The 16,622-nt window shown below is 46.1% G+C and carries 13 protein-coding genes and 1 tRNA gene; 8 read left to right on the top strand and 6 right to left on the bottom strand.

Features of this window, described 5'->3' with window-relative positions:
- Positions 1-290 precede the first annotated feature (290 nt).
- Positions 291-938, top strand: a complete 648-nt coding sequence (locus tag NIT04_RS18130; RefSeq protein WP_252504900.1) for an HAD family hydrolase — start codon at positions 291-293, stop codon at positions 936-938.
- Between the two features lie 100 nt (positions 939-1,038).
- Here NIT04_RS18130 and NIT04_RS18125 read toward each other — a convergent pair whose 3' ends face one another.
- A complete protein-coding gene (locus tag NIT04_RS18125) occupies positions 1,039-2,232 on the bottom strand; it encodes a coenzyme F420-0:L-glutamate ligase (protein WP_252504899.1) in 1,194 nt (397 codons plus the stop codon).
- Positions 2,233-2,344: 112 nt separating this feature from the next.
- On the opposite strand from NIT04_RS18125, the gene NIT04_RS18120 reads away from it, so the two are divergent.
- Both NIT04_RS18120 and NIT04_RS18115 read left to right on the top strand, forming a co-directional pair.
- A complete protein-coding gene (locus NIT04_RS18120) occupies positions 2,345-3,229 on the top strand; it encodes a LysR family transcriptional regulator (protein ID WP_252504898.1) in 885 nt (294 codons plus the stop codon).
- A 196-nt stretch (positions 3,230-3,425) separates the two neighbouring features.
- Positions 3,426-3,971 (top strand): GNAT family N-acetyltransferase, encoded by a 546-nt coding sequence (locus NIT04_RS18115; protein ID WP_252504897.1) that lies wholly within the window; start codon positions 3,426-3,428, stop codon positions 3,969-3,971.
- 48 nt (positions 3,972-4,019) lie between these two features.
- On the opposite strand, the gene NIT04_RS18110 is transcribed toward NIT04_RS18115, so the two are convergent.
- From NIT04_RS18110 to NIT04_RS18100, 3 genes are all read right to left on the bottom strand, one after another.
- Positions 4,020-5,702, bottom strand: a complete 1,683-nt coding sequence (locus tag NIT04_RS18110) for a ribonuclease J (protein WP_252504896.1) — start codon at positions 5,700-5,702, stop codon at positions 4,020-4,022.
- A 52-nt stretch (positions 5,703-5,754) separates the two neighbouring features.
- Positions 5,755-5,826: transfer RNA gene (locus NIT04_RS18105), tRNA-Asn, on the bottom strand.
- A gap of 145 nt (positions 5,827-5,971) precedes the next feature.
- On the bottom strand, positions 5,972-7,636 hold the full coding sequence (locus NIT04_RS18100; RefSeq protein ID WP_252504895.1) for an AarF/ABC1/UbiB kinase family protein: 1,665 nt from the start codon (positions 7,634-7,636) through the stop codon (positions 5,972-5,974).
- A gap of 277 nt (positions 7,637-7,913) precedes the next feature.
- On the opposite strand from NIT04_RS18100, the gene NIT04_RS18095 reads away from it, so the two are divergent.
- On the top strand, positions 7,914-8,630 hold the full coding sequence (locus NIT04_RS18095; protein ID WP_252504894.1) for a sulfite exporter TauE/SafE family protein: 717 nt from the start codon (positions 7,914-7,916) through the stop codon (positions 8,628-8,630).
- A 47-nt stretch (positions 8,631-8,677) separates the two neighbouring features.
- Here NIT04_RS18095 and guaC read toward each other — a convergent pair whose 3' ends face one another.
- A complete protein-coding gene (gene guaC / locus NIT04_RS18090) occupies positions 8,678-9,661 on the bottom strand; it encodes a GMP reductase (protein ID WP_252504893.1) in 984 nt (327 codons plus the stop codon).
- Between the two features lie 198 nt (positions 9,662-9,859).
- Here guaC and NIT04_RS18085 point away from each other — a divergent pair, with 198 nt between their 5' ends.
- From NIT04_RS18085 to NIT04_RS18075, 3 genes are all read left to right on the top strand, one after another.
- Positions 9,860-11,407 (top strand): sensor domain-containing diguanylate cyclase, encoded by a 1,548-nt coding sequence (locus NIT04_RS18085; RefSeq protein WP_252504892.1) that lies wholly within the window; start codon positions 9,860-9,862, stop codon positions 11,405-11,407.
- Between the two features lie 21 nt (positions 11,408-11,428).
- Positions 11,429-11,605 carry a hypothetical protein gene (locus NIT04_RS18080; protein ID WP_252504891.1) on the top strand — a complete coding sequence of 59 codons (177 nt, stop codon included), beginning with the start codon at positions 11,429-11,431 and terminating at the stop codon, positions 11,603-11,605.
- A gap of 188 nt (positions 11,606-11,793) precedes the next feature.
- Positions 11,794-11,979 carry a hypothetical protein gene (locus tag NIT04_RS18075; RefSeq protein WP_252504890.1) on the top strand — a complete coding sequence of 62 codons (186 nt, stop codon included), beginning with the start codon at positions 11,794-11,796 and terminating at the stop codon, positions 11,977-11,979.
- Positions 11,980-12,166: 187 nt separating this feature from the next.
- Here NIT04_RS18075 and NIT04_RS18070 read toward each other — a convergent pair whose 3' ends face one another.
- Complete coding sequence (locus NIT04_RS18070) at positions 12,167-13,378, bottom strand: DUF346 domain-containing protein (protein ID WP_252504889.1); 1,212 nt, start codon at positions 13,376-13,378, stop codon at positions 12,167-12,169.
- A gap of 81 nt (positions 13,379-13,459) precedes the next feature.
- Between NIT04_RS18070 and NIT04_RS18065 the strand changes: the two genes are divergently transcribed.
- Positions 13,460-16,600 carry an SNF2 helicase associated domain-containing protein gene (locus NIT04_RS18065; RefSeq protein WP_252504888.1) on the top strand — a complete coding sequence of 1,047 codons (3,141 nt, stop codon included), beginning with the start codon at positions 13,460-13,462 and terminating at the stop codon, positions 16,598-16,600.
- Positions 16,601-16,622: the final 22 nt, after the last annotated feature.

The following is a 16,622-nucleotide window of genomic DNA, read 5'->3' as shown; positions in this document are numbered from 1 at the left end:
TGGAAACACGATATATTAGATTCCTCTTCGACTCTATGAATTTCTACTGTCTGCTCCTCTACGGTACAAAAGATTGCGTGGTATTTGACGGGAAATAGTCTTTATATTCCTAACTTCACATCTTATCATAATTATGATAAGTAGTTCCGTACAGATTTTTCGGCTGTAAAAGACTGGATGATAGTGGGAGGACTACCTTGCTCAAAGTGACTGGCTAAACAATAAAAGGGTTATTCACACGCAATGTCGAACTCGTTTAATAGGGAAGAATAGGGAAAGGAGTGTTACATTTGAAAGCAATTATTTTTGATTTTGACGGAACATTAGCGAATACATTACCGATTTGTGATTATGCTTTTCAAAGTGTTTTTAAGGAGTTTGACAACAAAGACCTGTCGTCAGGGGAAATCAGAGCCATGTTCGGTCCATGTGAAGTAGGAATTATCAATGGAAATCTTCTGCATGAAGATAAGGAACAGGCAATTGAGTTGTATTACGAAAAATATTTGGAAAAGCATCATGATCTAGTTGCAGCAAATCAGGAGATTCATGATTTGTTGATGAAGTTGAAAAAGAAGGGCCTAAAATTAGCGATTGTAACAGGTAAGGCTAAGAGAAGTTTGGAAATTTCGATGAAAGCCCTCCAAATGTACAACTACTTTGATGTAATCATAACCGGCGATGATGTAGTTCAGCCAAAGCCACACCCAGAAGGATTATTCAAGGCGTTATCACAGTTACATGTGAATAATCATGAGGCAATGTTTGTAGGTGATAGCGATGCGGACATTCAAGCAGGTATGGGAGCCGACATACATACTGTGGGCGTCCATTGGCTTCCCGATATCCAAACGATGGAGTTTTCAGTAACACCTCATGCACATTATAAGGAAGTGCATGAGTTTATAAATGCATTGCCGGCAAGTAGGACGCAGTAAAGGAAAAAGGTTCCGCCTCTATGTTCCTCCGCAATTAAGGGGGTGACACTGAATATGAAATAAAAAATCAGCCCTTAATCAAATGACTAAGGGCCGCATATTATTTCGTAAAGTTATCAAAGTATCCTTGAATGAACACAATTGGAGTTCCTTTATCGCCGCTGCCTGACGTCAAATCGGACAAGGAGCCGATGAGGTCTGTCAGTTTCCGTGGTGTCGTTCCTTGGGATTCCATGGAGCCGACGAGATCTTCCTCTTTGTTTTCGATGAATTCATTGATCGCTTTTTTTAACTCTTCGCCGCGTAGATCAGCGAAGTTGTTGTCTGCAAGGTATTTCAACTTGATTTCATTCGGTGTGCCGTCGAGTCCTGCTGTGTAGGCAGGTGAAACGACCGGATCCGCGAGCTCCCAAATCTTTCCGACTGGGTCTTTGAAAGCTCCGTCGCCATATACCATGACTTCAACCGTTTTCCCGGTCTTTTCTTTCAGCGAAGCTTGAATCGAGTCGACGACCGGCTGGCAATTACGAGGGAAAAGTTTTACGCTGTCTTCCGTCGCCTTGTTGGAGCCGAGCAATCCGTATGCCTCGTTAAAACCGCTGCCATCGATAGATTCGGCAAGGATGTTATCAAGGCTATAGATTTTTTCGCCGCCGTTAGCTTCCAAAATCCGTTTCGTTCTAGCGCGAGAATGGATATCGCAAGTGAGCACGTCTTTTGTGTAATCAAGAATCGTCTTTGCGTTGTTCGAGAAGATGACTTCACATTCAACACCGTATTCCTCAACGATTGATTTATAATAATCGATATAATCGATACCAGTAAATGTATGTTTTTTGTATCCGAAATGGTTGCGGAATTCTTGTTCGTTCAATACGTCCGTCCATGGGTTGACGCCTTTTTCGTCGAGCGTGTCAATATCGACGAGATGGTTGCCGACTTCATCGGATGGATAGCTGAGCATCAGTACGATTTTCTTCGCAGCACCTTTCGCGATTCCGCGGAGACAGATGGCAAATCGGTTGCGGCTCAAAATCGGGAAAATGACTCCGATTGTGCTGTCGCCGAATTTCGATTGAACATCTTTCGCAATATGGTCGACTGTCGCGTAATTGTCTTGTGCGCGAGCTACGATGGATTCCGTGATGGTGACGATATCTCTGTCATTAATGGTGAACCCTTCGACTTCCGCCGCTTTTAACACGCTATCTACGACGATCTCTTCGATATTATCCCCTTTATTAATAATCGGGCCACGAAGACCTCTGACAACCGTTCCTACTACTCTTTCCAATGTTATCGCTCCTTATCGCTATAACTTACCTGATGATCTACTTGTACTATACTACCGATTAGTGATATAAGTAAAATTAATATATCTAATGATGGGTATAAGGGGTGGTTATATGGTTAGCAAGTTGGATTTGTATCGAATTTTTTGTGTTGTCGGCAAGAATGAAAGCTTTTCCGGAGCCGCGAAGGAACTTTTCATGACCCAGCCTGCAGTCAGCCAATCCATCATGCAATTGGAACGGGAGCTGGATACACGTCTCTTCAATCGGACCCCTAAAGGAGTCACGCTGACGAATGAAGGAAGCCTTCTTTTGGAGTATGTTAATTCGGCCATCAATTTAATCGAAATCGGGGAAGAAAAGATTGCCGAGTTCAAAAACCTGACGACTGGCGAACTGCGGATCGGCGTTGGAGATACGATTTCCAAGTATTTTCTCCTCCCCCAATTGGAGGCCTTCCGTGCTCGATACCCTAATATAAAATTAAAGATTGAGAATGGGACGACTGACGAGCTTATTTCATTCCTGAAATCAGGCGAAGTGGATATCGTCGTCTGCAATTTGCCTGTCACGGATCCTTCACTGAATGTGACGCCTTGCATGGATATCCGTGACACATTCGTCTATGGCGATAAATATCGGAAACTTCTTGCGAGACCGGTCAGCTTTCGGGAGCTTGCTAAGCTGCCTCTCATCTTCCTTGAGCCGAGTTCGAACTCGAGGAAATACGTCGAGGATCACTTCTTATCAAAAGGCGTAAAAATCTCCCCCGAATTCGAATTGGGCTCACATGATCTCGTCGTTGAGTTTGCGAGGATGAACATGGGAATCGCCTGCGTGACAAGGGAGTTCACGGAAGACTATTTGGAGAGAGGCGTCCTGCACGAAGTCCAACTTACCGAGCAGATTCCGCATAGAAGCATAGGTGTTTGTTCATTAAAAAGTGTACCTCTTTCACCGGCATCGACGAGGTTTTGGGAGCTCTTGGTAGGGGAGTGATATGGAAGTATTGAGTTTGCCACTGACTTATGCGCAATTATTTTCGTTTATGCGTGTTTCGCGAGATTTATGAGCTTTTATTTTCATTTATGCGTTTTTGGAAAGAATTATGCGTACATCATTGGGTTTATGCGTGAATGTTAGGATTTATGCGTTTCTGGCACGGGTGAATCAAATAAAAGGGGGAGTCTGTAGAATGTTCGCTTATAAAATTGATGATGACACAGAGTTGCGTTTATTGGAAACAAGACATGCTGAGCAGCTATTTCAGTTGACCGACCAATCAAGGGAAAGCCTTCGCGAATGGCTGCCATGGCTCGATTTCACAAAGACGGTCGCCGATTCGAGAAATTTCATCGGTGGGACGTTGCAGCAATTCAGCCGGAATGACGGTTTCCAGGCAGGCATTTGGTACAAAGGGGAGCTTGCCGGTGTAATCGGCTTGCATGGCATTAATTGGTCAAACAAATCGACATCAATCGGCTATTGGCTAGGTACCGGCTTCGAAGGCAAAGGCTTGATGACAAAGGCTTGCAAGGCAGTTGTCGACTATTGCTTCGGAGATTTAAAACTGAACCGAATTGAAGTTCGTACAGCAACTGGAAATGTGAAAAGCGCGGCGATTCCACAACGACTCGGCTTCAAACAGGAAGGTCGTTTGGAACAAGCTGAGTGGCTATACAACAATTTTGTTGATCATTACGTGTTTGGGTTGGTAAAAGAGGGCTGGGAAGGGCAATGAAAATAAAAAGCGGAGGACGAGCGATGTCCTCCGCCAACTTGCTCATTATTATATTTCAATAATAAAAGGAATGATCATTGGCCTTCTTTTCGTTCTAGTATAAAGAAGCTTTTCAACTGCCTTCCGGATGGCGTGTTTCAAGTCGTTCTGCCGGTACCGGGTAGATGGTTTTGCTTCCTTGATCGTTGAAATGACCAACTGATTCACTTCTTTATAAAGTTCCTCCGCATCGCGTTCGTAGACGAAGCCTCGTGAAATCGTGTCAGGATCCGAAATAATTCGCCCCTCCGCTTTGCTCATGGAAACGACGATGATCAACATCCCTTCTTCGGAAAGCAGTTTCCGGTCGCGTAAGACGACCCTGCCGACATCCCCGATGCCCAATCCATCCACAAAGACATTCCCTGCGTCGACATGTCTCGTTTGGCGCGCAACTCCATTTTTAATGTCCACAACATCGCCATTATTCAAAATGAAAATATTTTCACTTTCCACACCAACTGATTCCGCCATTGATCGATGCAACTGCAGCATGCGATATTCCCCGTGGATTGGAATAAAATAGGTCGGTTTCATTAACGTGAGCATCAGCTTCAACTCATCCCGGTATGCGTGTCCGGAAACATGCATGCCGGTTGCGCCGCCCGTTCCATAAATGACTTTAGCTCCTAGTCGATATAGGTTATCAATGATGCGCGACACGCTTTTTTCATTCCCGGGTATAGGGCTGGAAGCGAAGATGACCGTATCTCCGGGATAGACGGATACTTGGCGATAGTTATTGCTGGATAATCGTGATAATGCCGCCATCGGTTCGCCTTGGCTGCCTGTACAAATGATGACGACATTTTCAGGATTCATCCGATCGATTTCCTGAGGCTCAATCAACATGCCCTCAGGTACCGTCAAATAGCCAAGGTCTGCAGCGACCGATACGACATTCAACATGCTTCTGCCGAGCAAGGCGATTTTCCGATTCGTCATCTGCGCAGCTTCAATGATTTGCTGTACACGATGGACATTCGAAGCAAATGTCGAGATGAAGATCTTTTGGTCCGCTTCGCGGAATGCATCCACGATATGCTTGCCAACAACCCGCTCAGATTGCGAAAAGCCAGGACGTTCCGCATTCGTGCTTTCGGACAATAAAAGCAAAACACCCTTTTTCCCGATTTCGGCCATCTTATGAAGGTCTGCGTATTCTTCATTCACAGGCGTCAGGTCAAACTTAAAATCACCTGTGTGGACGACCGTTCCTTCAGGCGTTTCGAAGGCGATTCCTAAACAATCCGGAATGCTGTGATTCGTTTTGAAGAAGGTGGCGGATATCGTACCGAGGTCGACAGTCGAATCTCCGTCGATTAAAATACGTTCAGTTTCCCGAAGAAGTCCATGCTCTTTTAATCTCAATTCGATGAGCCCGAGTGTCAGCCGCGTCGCATAGATAGGGACATTTAGTTGTTTCAGGAAGTACGGAATGCCACCGATATGGTCCTCATGCCCGTGTGTGACAATAAGTGCCCGCACTTTTTCCCGATTTTCCCGCAAATAGGAAATGTCCTGGATGATCAAATCAACGCCCAATAAATTCTCGTCTGGAAATTTAGAGCCGCAATCGATTACAACAATATCGTCCGCGTATTGAATGACGTACATATTTTTCCCGATTTCATTGATGCCACCTAAAGCAAAAACCGCTAAATTTGTTTCCACGTCGTTGTCCTCCCACATTGGTAATGAAAAAAGGGCTGTCTCGTCAGTCGTTAGACAGAGACAGCCTTGACTCCGAAAGTAGGATTCGAACCTACGGCCTATCGGTTAACAGCCGATTGCTCCACCGCTGAGCTATTTCGGAAGGATAATATCAAGTAATTCTATAATGTGCAGAATGCGGGGGATTATTCATGTTACCTTCAAAAAAATTTGAATGAGGAAATTTAACGATCTCCATGCAAAAAAACCTCCGATTGTCTTGCATACCGACAATGGAGGTGCACACTTCACATCCGCCCGGACCGGATGATCGTGTAGATCATGAACAGGAACATGAGCGTGGCAATGATGGAACCGGCCTCAATAATCGGGAACTGCCATAGCACATTCCTCTGCCCGGCGATTGCCGAGCCGATGATCAAGCCGACCATGAGGATGCTGAAAGACAGCAGGATGATACTGAATGATAGACGGTTGCTGATCCGGTCAAGCCTGCTAAGAAAGACTTGCACTTGCTGGACGTTGATGTCGAGCTGCAGTTTCCCTTTTCGGATTGTCGTTGCAATGGCTTTCAAATCTTTCGGTAAATTCGTCAGGATTTCGATGTTCTCAACGAGATCCTTCCACGAATTCTCCAGTAGATTCTTCGGGTGGTACCGTTCCCGCATCATTTTCCTTCCGAAAGGTTCGACGGCTTCCATGATACTTAACTTGGGATCCAGCTTTGCAATGAGCCCTTCCAGCGTAAGGATCGTTTTGCCTAGGATTGAAATTTCCGAAGGGACGATAATATGGTGGCGGTAGGCAACTTGGAACAGCTCGACAAATATGGCACCAAGGCTCACCTCATTCAATGAAACATCGTAATACTTCGTTTGCAGGTCATCCACGTCTCTCGTAAATGCCCGCATGTCCGTGTCTTCCGATAGAATGCCCATATCGGAAAATACTTCAATCATCCCTTCTGTGTCGCCTTCACGCAAATTGAGAATAAGCGAGGCGAAATGGTATTTCAGTTCATTATCAAGACGCCCGACCATCCCGAAATCCAAATAGGAGATGACGTTATCGGGCAGAATATAAATATTGCCCGGATGCGGGTCGCCGTGGAAAAAGCCTTCATCGAGAATTTGATGGAACATCGAATCGACAATCCGTCGGGCAATCAGCTTTCGGTCATATCCGCTGGCGTCCAATTTCTTCAAATCATTTGCTTTGACGCCGTGAAACATTTCCATCGTCAATATTTTATCGGTAGACGAATCCCAATAAATCTTCGGAATATGGACGAACGGAATCTCTTCAAATTGTTTCGCGATGCGCTCACCATTTCGCCCCTCTACACGGTAATCGAGCTCATCGAGCAAAGACCTTGAGAATTCAGCAATCATATCACGAAGATGATAAGTCTTCGCCCAATCCGTATTCTCTTCGAGGAAACGCGCCAAGTCGCTTAAAATTGAAAGGTCTGTTTCCACATTTGGCCGGATGTCGGGCCTCTGCACTTTGACAGCCACTTCTTCTCCATTTGGCAAGTGGGCGATATGGACTTGACCAATTGAAGCGGTAGCTAAAGGCTTTTCATCGAATGTACTGAATAAGCGTTCAAGCGGCTCCTCGAGTTCAAACTCTACGATTTCACGAATCTGATCGAAGGGAACAGGCGTAACGTGATCCTGTAGTTTTTCAAGCTCCAATGCGATTTCCAGCGGAACAAGATCCCGACGCGAACTCGCAATCTGCCCAAGTTTAATGAACGTCGGTCCCAACTCCTGCAGAGCATGACGTAGTTTGACCCCGACATCTTGCATATTCAATTCATTTCCATTGTCGTTTGAAGAACCTCGATCGGTTAAGCCTAACCGGAATAGAAAATGGCTGAATCCGTTACGTAAAAAAGCATTTGTAATCTCTTGAAATCGTTTTGTATGCCGGATGCGTATTTTCAACAATTTAATTCCTCCGAATCTATCGCAGCAGTTTACCTTTCCATATACCCTTTTAAGGTCATAGTTAGCCATGGAAGCTCTGCTGTAGATAAATAGGTAAAAAGTGCCAAGATGAGCATAACTGCGATGAACTAGAGCATAACTTCGCCCAATTGCGAGCGTAAATCGCGCAAAACGAGCACCCCAACGTACGCGGCCACGCAAGCAATGGGCAGACCAGAACAAACTTAGCGATTTAATCCGTGTTACACTTAACAAAAAGCAAAAGCGGGTCATTCAATTGGACATTCTTTTATTCATCGCAATCATACTACTCGCCTCCATCCTCCAGACGGGGACCGGGTTCGGTTTCTCCATCGTCGCGACGCCCTTTCTCCTGCTATTATTCGAAGCGCGGGACGCCATCCAAATCAATCTGCTCTTGTCGTTGGTCATTTCATTGGCGATGTACCGTAAAGTGAGGACGGATATTGATAGGGGAGTGATGAAGCGGTTCATCATAGGTAGCTTCATCGGGTTGCCGCTTGGCATCATCGTATTTTTGCTCGTCGATATTCCGAAATTGAAGCTGGGCATTGGTATTGTCATCCTTCTCTTGACTGCCCTCTTGTTTCTCAAGCTGAGAATTACGCAAACACCGAACAGAGACGTTGCCATCGGTGGACTTTCCGGCTCGTTGACGACGAGCATCGGCATGCCGGGTCCGCCATTGCTGCTCTATTTTTCGGGCACGGACACGGCGAAGGAGACGTTGCGAGGCACGACGCTCGTCTATTATTTATTCATTTATTCAATTAGCTTGCTCATCCAGATCGTCTTCGCAGGCACAAGCACGCTAGTATGGAAATCGAGTCTGTTCGCGCTGCCGATTGTTTGGCTCGGTCTCTATTTGGGCCAATATTTATTCCTGAAAGTCAATCAAACCGGTTTCCGCATCTTCATGTACATAATTTTAATCTTCACCGGGCTCTATCTATTGGTCGATAGCATAAATTAAAAAGCCGCCGAATCAGGTTAAATCCCGATTTGGCGGCTCATTTTTTATTAATAAACCTTATCCCCATTGAAAATGGAGTTTTTCACGATGACATAATCGACTGTACGGATGGCATCCAGCTTCGTTCCGCCTGCATAGGAGATGGACGACTGGAGATCCTGTTGCATTTCATTCAACGTATCTTGCAATTTGCCTTTGTATTCCACATGCATTTTTTTGCCTTCGACATTTTTCTTTTCGCCTTTTTGGTATTCCGAAGCGGATCCGAAATACTCTTTGTACAGCTTGCCGTCAATATCGATTGTCTTGCCTGGCGATTCTTCGTGCCCTGCGAAAAGCGAACCGATCATGACCATGGACGCGCCAAATCGAACCGATTTCGCGATGTCTCCGTGTGTACGGATGCCGCCGTCTGCGATGATCGGCTTCGATGCGGCTTTTGCACACCAGCGAAGTGCGGCTAGCTGCCAACCGCCAGTTCCGAAACCTGTTTTAATCTTCGTGATGCAAACTTTCCCTGGTCCGATGCCTACTTTCGTTGCGTCCGCACCGGCATTTTCAAGTTCGCGCACCGCTTCCGGCGTACCGACATTGCCTGCGATGACGAATGTTTCCGGAAGGTGCTTTTTTAGATGCTTGATCATACTGATGACTGCATTGGAATGGCCATGTGCGATATCGATCGTCACGTAGTCAGGAATGAGCTGGTCCGCAGCCAATTGCTCGACAAAACCGTACTCATCCTCTTTGACACCGACGCTGATTGACGCAATCAAGCCACGGGTATGCATATCTTTAATGAATGCAGCACGCGTCTCTGGATTGAAACGGTGCATGACGTAGAAATAACCGGCTTCTGCCAATTGAATGGCAACCTTTTCATCAATGATTGTCTGCATATTGGCAGGGACGACCGGCAATTTGAATTTATGTTTACCTAACGTGACGGAAGTGTCGCACTCTGAGCGACTATTTACAATACATTTAGCGGGAATCAATTGAATATCTTCGTAATCAAATACTGTATCCATATATTACACTCCTAAAGGCGAATGATATTTTTTATTTCAATGAAAATGTTCGTACTTTTGTAATTTACATTATTTTTCCCTATTCGTCAATTACTATTCATTCTTATACGCAAAGTATATTCCAAAATAAGGGTGTTCAAAGGAAATCTAGATGATATGATGTGAAGGTGCGAAAATCTACAGAGGAGAATGGTCGCTATGAGACTATCTTTAAAGTATTTAATAGGGCTGGTTGTCTTCTTATCAATTATGCTGACATTGGCGGCCAGCATCATTTCGGGTTATCGGGTGGAGCAGCAATCGTTAATTGTGAGCACCTTGGAAACAAACCGTGCATATGCAGTGAAAATGGCGCAGTCGACAGAGTCGTATTTGTCGATGACGCTACAATCCCTGGAAGCAAGTGCTCATTATATTGCACCATATATCGGTCAAAAAAACGCTGAACAAACATTACTTTCCGAAGCAAATCGGATGAGAAAACAGACGAACACATTCAATTCATTTTCAATTGTCGATAAAAACGGAGAAATATTAGCCATCTCCCCAGAGACATTGGGTTTAAAAGGGAAAAAACTGAACTCGGAAGGCGGTCGCGAAGCGCTAAAGAAGCGTGAAGCCTTCATTTCACAACCTTATGTCGGATTAACAGGGCGCTTGATCATTTTCCTGTCCTACCCGATTTTCGACAGTGAAGGCGATTATCTCGGCCTTGTCGGGGGAACGGTTTATTTGAAGGAGGAAAACATTCTTCAGGAAGTATTGGGTGAGCATTTTTACGAAGACGGCTCCTATGTCTTCGTTGTCGATAATAGCGGACGGGTCATCTACCATCAAAACCCATGGCGAGTGAATGATATTGTGCTGGAAAACCCAGTTGTCCAAAAATTGATAGCTGGGAAGAGCGGTGCAATGGAAGTTGTAAATACGGAGGGAGTCGAAATGTTGGCGGGCTATGCGACGATTCCGACCGCAGACTGGGGAGTCGTGACCCAAAGGCCGAAGGATGTCGCCTTGGCACCATCCGTCACGATGATAAAAGAAATGATTTTGAAAACGGCTCCAATCCTACTCATTTCCTTCCTCGTCATTTTATTATTGTCCAATAAAATCGCTCAGCCTTTGACAACGCTCGCTACTTATGCCGAATCCAGTACTGAAAACAATCAAGGCGGAAAAATAAATGATGTGCATGCTTGGTATTACGAAGCGATTCAATTGAAAAAGGCATTGAATTACAGCTTGAATTTCTTTATTCACCAATCCACTGTCGATCCGTTGACGAAGCTGATGAATCGTCGAATTATGGATGCCCATTTGGAGCAGTGGACAGAGCAAGAGCGTCCATTTGCTTTGCTCATCTTTGATATCGATAAATTTAAGCGTGTCAATGATACATATGGACATGCTATGGGTGATGAGGTGCTGAAATATTTGGCGGCAGCAATGCTTGAAGTCGCTCGGAAAGATGATGTCTGCTGCCGTTTCGGTGGGGAGGAGTTTGTCATGCTGTTGCCGGAGACGGATCGACATGATGCATTTCAAGTGGCGGAGCGGTTGCGAAAGAAGTTGGAAAGCACAATCAGTCCATGCGGGGAAGTCGTTACGATTTCGATAGGGATTGCAATGCATCCTGAAGATCGCAAGGACTCGACGGAACTGTTGGAGTTGGCGGACCAATGCCTTTACGAAGCGAAGCGGACAGGACGTAACCGGACGATTGATTATGCTACAATGAGAATATGAAAGCACAAGGAGGACACGATCATGCAATATTCGAAATCGAAAATGGAACTGCTTGTGAAAAACAATGCGGAATTGACGCAGCGGTTAAAGCAGATCATGAAGGAACATGAATTGGAAAAGAGTTTTGCATTGAAGGCACTGTATCACTCCGAAGTGAAAGAAAGCGGCAGGTTCATGAAGGATTATCAAGAGCTTTGAATACCCGATTATGCAGCAGGGACACGTATCGACGTGTTCCTGTTTTTTTGTTCGTAGCTCCTGGAAGTGAATAATCAGTTTCATTGATTAATAAGAACGTTTGTTTTATATTGTTGGAAGGAGGTGGTAATCTAAATACCTGTTTAGTGGAAAAAGAAGATATCATATAGTTGAAAGGAGGGAGTCAAATGCAAAATTGGAAAGAGGAATTGGAGGAGGCGCGCTTGATAGGGTTACATCAAGGCATCCGACAAGAGAAGGTTTCCACAGTGCTGACAATGCATGGATTGGCTTTCTCCACTGAAAAAATCGCCTTGGTGACGAGGCTTACTACGGAAGAGATTGAAGCCATTATTTTGGAAAACTGGCGTTAGATATAGAAGGTAAACAGGATTATGCGCATTTGTAGCGATTTATGCGGTTTTGCAGGAGTTTATGCGTGATTACATGAACTTATGCGTAATTACAGGAGTTTATGCGCTTTTCGCAGGGATTATGCGTATTTTCTTCTATAGACAGGAAAAGGCCACTGAAAACGAAATGTTTTCAGTGGCTGGTTGTTTATCTGTTTTGATACAAATGAAGGAGGTTTTGATTCTGTCCTCTGGCGAAAACGTCTGTCCGGTTCGGTCCCCATGAAACTGCTGCTGGCCTCGAGGTAAGCGATCCGCCGAGGTTTTGCCAGTCGGACCAGCGTGAACCGTTCCATTCTCGCATGTACAAGCTATTATCCGTTCCCCTGACGAACACTTGCAGACGGTTCGGTTGCTTCGAAGCGACGGTTGGTCCGCCGACGAGGACTCCGCCGAGGCTTTCCCAATTGCTCCAAGTTGATCCGTTCCACCATTTATGAATCAAATCTTGGTTCTGTCCTCGGGCAAACACATCAATCCGATTCGGCCCCCACGACACAGCGGCCGGTTCGGAAGTCAAGCTGCCGCCGAGGTTCTCCCAATCTTCCCAGCGTGTTCCGTTCCATGTCTTTTTGTATAGTCCATTGTCAGTCCCTCTTACAAATACATCCAACTGATTTGACCGGCGGGAAGATGCGGCCGGGTCGCTCGTCAGCACTCCACCAAGGCTTTCCCAGTCATTCCATTGACGCCCATCCCACCATTTATGGTAAAGGGCATTGTCGGTTCCTCTTACGAACACATCGATGCGGTTCGGTCCCCAAGATACGGCTGCGGGAGCTGAAGTTAACACACCACCGAGGCTTTCCCAATCACTCCATTGCCGTCCATCCCACCATTTATGGTAAAGCGCTTGGTCCGTCCCTCGGACAAAGACGTCCAAACGATTCGGCTGCCAAGAAGATACTCCCGGAGCGGACGTCAAGACACCGCCCAAGTCCTCCCAACCGATCCAGCCTTGACCGGGTCCAGGTCCAGGTTGGCCTCCGCGGATTTCATCCAGAGTAAGTTGAATGACCCGCAACAGGATGCGGTCAGTGACGTTTTGCGGGATATTGAATTGGCGGGAAAATAGATTCATCCACGGGTATTGCTGTTGGAACTGCCGATAGATTTGAGCAGCTGTTTGGTTTGATGTTGAAGCATTGATGGTGGATCCGATGACGAGAGAGAATACATAATTGGTAATGACCTGATTCATGCCGTACCGGTCGAGTTCCCGGTACAGGTCATAATTTTCCCTTCTGATTTTCTGCAAAATCTGCTGAACGCTTGCTTGACGGTCTCTTTCATTAGGGTCCAGTTGTGCAAATTGATTCGTCGGCACTATGGGGGGCGTCATATATCCATAATAAAACACGAAAATACCTCCTCTGAGTGATAAGATAGTATATGCAAAACGCCTGTACAGGTGATTGATCCCCGAAAGGAGACAAGCAGATTGAACATCGATTTAACACAAAATAAGATCATGGATCTGTGCGGCTCCGTTTCATTCAAACGGGGCGAGATGTTTTACCGTGCAGGGAAATTGACGATTGAACAATATAGCGATACGTATTGCAAGGCGATTGTGGAAGGGAAGGAAAACTTCCGCGTCTTGATCGACCTTTCTAATAAGGAGCTACGGACGGAGTGCAGCTGCCCGGACCTGCCTTTTTATAAATATAAATGCCAGCATGTCGCAGCTGTATTGCTTGCGATGATGGAACGAAGGAGGGGCGAGGAGCCGGATTTGACTGAGGGACTGCTTTCCCTTTTCAACGAAAAACCTAGATCGAGCGGGCATCAGCTTCACTTTGAAAACAGGGAAGTACTGGATCTGCAATTTACGTTGAAGCCCGTTGCTACTCGGAAACAGCATATGCTCGGTATGGAATTAGCGGTCTCAGGCATTCATGTTGAGGACATCCGACAGTTTTTGAAGGATGTCAATGAAGGACAGGCGAGTCCACTTACACGTGAATTCACTTTCGATTCCCAACTTCAATGCTTCAAACGGGAAGCCGATGCAGTTCTACAGCAGCTGATCGGTTTCAATAATGAAGATAGGACATTACGCCACCGTTCCGTCAGCCCGGATACATTGCTCATCCCGCCTTCTTCGTGGGAAAGACTTTTGCCGCTTTTGAATGATGCACACACTGTGAAATTGGAATATGGCGACAAGATGACGGACTTTCACATATCGGAAGCGACATTGCCCGTTCGGTTTCATTTCGAAAAAAAGCCGGAAACGGGACAAGTCCTTACAATTGACGGGTTGAATCATGTGCACGTATTGGAGGATTACGAGCTCATCCTTTGCGATGGACAATTATTTCAGCTGAGCAATGAGGATTGTAAGCGGCTTGCTGATCTGCAACGAATGGTTGAAGCATCAGGCACTCGACAGCTGCCGATCTCTAATGAGCAAATCGGCTTTTTCATCGAAAAAGTAGTTCCCGGATTGCGGAGGATCGGCGAAGTCCAACTTGATGAATCGGTAATGGATCAGCTCGTGAAATCTCCGTTGAAGGCAAAGCTATACATCGACCGTGTGAACAATCGATTGCTGGCAAGCCTAGAGTTTCAATATGACCAGACTGTCATGAATCCTGTGACGGAAAGGGACTTGCCTGCAGGTTCCTTACTAGTCCGCGACTTGGAAAAGGAAGAGACCATCCTCCAGTTAATGGAGGAAAGCTCCTTCGCCACAACGGACGAGGGGTATTTATTGCACAATGAAGAACTGGAATACGAATTCCTCCACCATGTCCTCCCGAAGCTTCAAAAACTTGTCCAAGTGTATGCGACGACAGCGATCAGGAATCGGATTTTCAGGGGGCATGCCAAACCTCGAATCCGTGTGAAAGCACATGAGGACCGAACGAATTGGCTTGAATTCAAATTCGAAATGGAAGGCATTCCCGATAAGCAAATACGTGAAATCCTTGAAGCGCTGGAGGAGAAACGGAAGTATTACCGGTTGCGGAGCGGTGCCCTTCTTTCATTGGAAACGAAGGAATTTGAAGAAATCCAACGTTTCTTGAATGAATTACCGGAAGATCTTGAGACCCTCGAAAAGGGATTGAACGTTCCAATGGTGCGGGGGATGCGATATCTAGATGCGGTTGGTGACGATAAAATGTTCTCCGTCGAGGAATCTGCTCGCCAATTTTTTGACCGTCTATTGCATCCTGGCAATTACGCGGAAGTGCCGCCGTCATTGGGAACGGTATTGCGCGATTATCAAAAAACAGGTTTTCAATGGATGAAAACAATCGCTGAATTCGGAGTCGGAGGCGTGCTTGCAGATGATATGGGGCTTGGGAAGACATTGCAGAGCATTGCGTTCATTCAATCCGTGCTTCCCGAAATCCGAGAGAAAAAACGACAAGTGTTAATCGTCTGCCCCTCCTCTTTAACCTATAACTGGCTTAGTGAATTCCGGAAGTTTACACCTGACATTAACGCGGTCGTCATGGACGGGTCGAAAAAGGAGAGGGAGGAGCGGCTAGCAAGCATAGAAGGTCAAGATGTGTTGATCACGTCCTATCCGTTGATCCGCAGAGATATCCAATGGTATGAGAAACAAGACTTCCTGGCAATCTTTTTCGACGAGGCGCAAGCATTCAAAAATCCGTTTACGCAAACGGCACGGGCGGTGAAAAGATTGCAGGCCGACACCCGTTTCGCGCTCACCGGAACGCCAATCGAAAATTCAGAGGAGGAACTTTGGTCAATCTTTCACGTCGTATTTCCTGAACTGTTCATGGGGTTACGGGAATATAGTGAACTTACGCCGAAAGCGATCTCCCGTCGCGTCCGCCCATTTTTGCTGAGGCGGATGAAAGAGGACGTCCTCGAAGAGCTGCCGGAAAAAATCGAAACGATGGAGTCCGCGGAGCTGCTACCCGAACAGAAAAAGCTGTATGCTGCCTATTTGGCAAAGTTGCGCCACGATACGTTAAAGCATCTGGATAAGAACACGATCCGAAAAAATAAAATCAGAATCCTCGCTGGACTGACCCGGCTGCGGCAAATCTGTTGCCACCCGGCATTGTTCGTCGACGGCTACAAAGGAAGTTCAGCAAAATATGAGCAGTTGAAGCAACTGATTGAAGAATCGAAGCTGGCGGGAAGAAGAGTGTTGATCTTTTCGCAGTTTACGAAGATGCTTGGCATCATCGGCAAGGAGCTTGCAATGAACGGGACACCATTCTTCTATTTGGACGGTCAAACGCCTTCCGAAGAGCGGCTGGAATTGTGCAATCGTTTTAATGATGGAGAGCGCGACGTGTTCCTCATTTCCTTGAAAGCGGGCGGAGCTGGCCTCAATTTGACAGGGGCCGACACGGTCATCTTGTATGATCTTTGGTGGAATCCCGCGGTGGAGGAGCAAGCCGCGGATCGCGCCCACCGCATCGGTCAACAGCAAACCGTCCACGTCATCAAACTCGTCGCGCGGGGCACGATTGAGGATAAAATGAATGAATTGCAGGAGAAGAAAAGGAATCTGATCGAAGAGATCATTGATTCAAAGGATGCGACAAACACAACACTCACCGAGGATGATATCCGGGAGCTGTTGGAAATATAGGAGTATAGCTGAAGCGAGGGCA

This window comes from Sporosarcina sp. Marseille-Q4943 (genome assembly GCF_943736995.1).
In the GTDB taxonomy this organism is placed as follows: Bacteria; Bacillota; Bacilli; order Bacillales_A; family Planococcaceae; genus Sporosarcina.
Note: the sequence above shows the minus strand (reverse complement) of the source record. Positions and strands in the feature narration are given on the sequence as shown.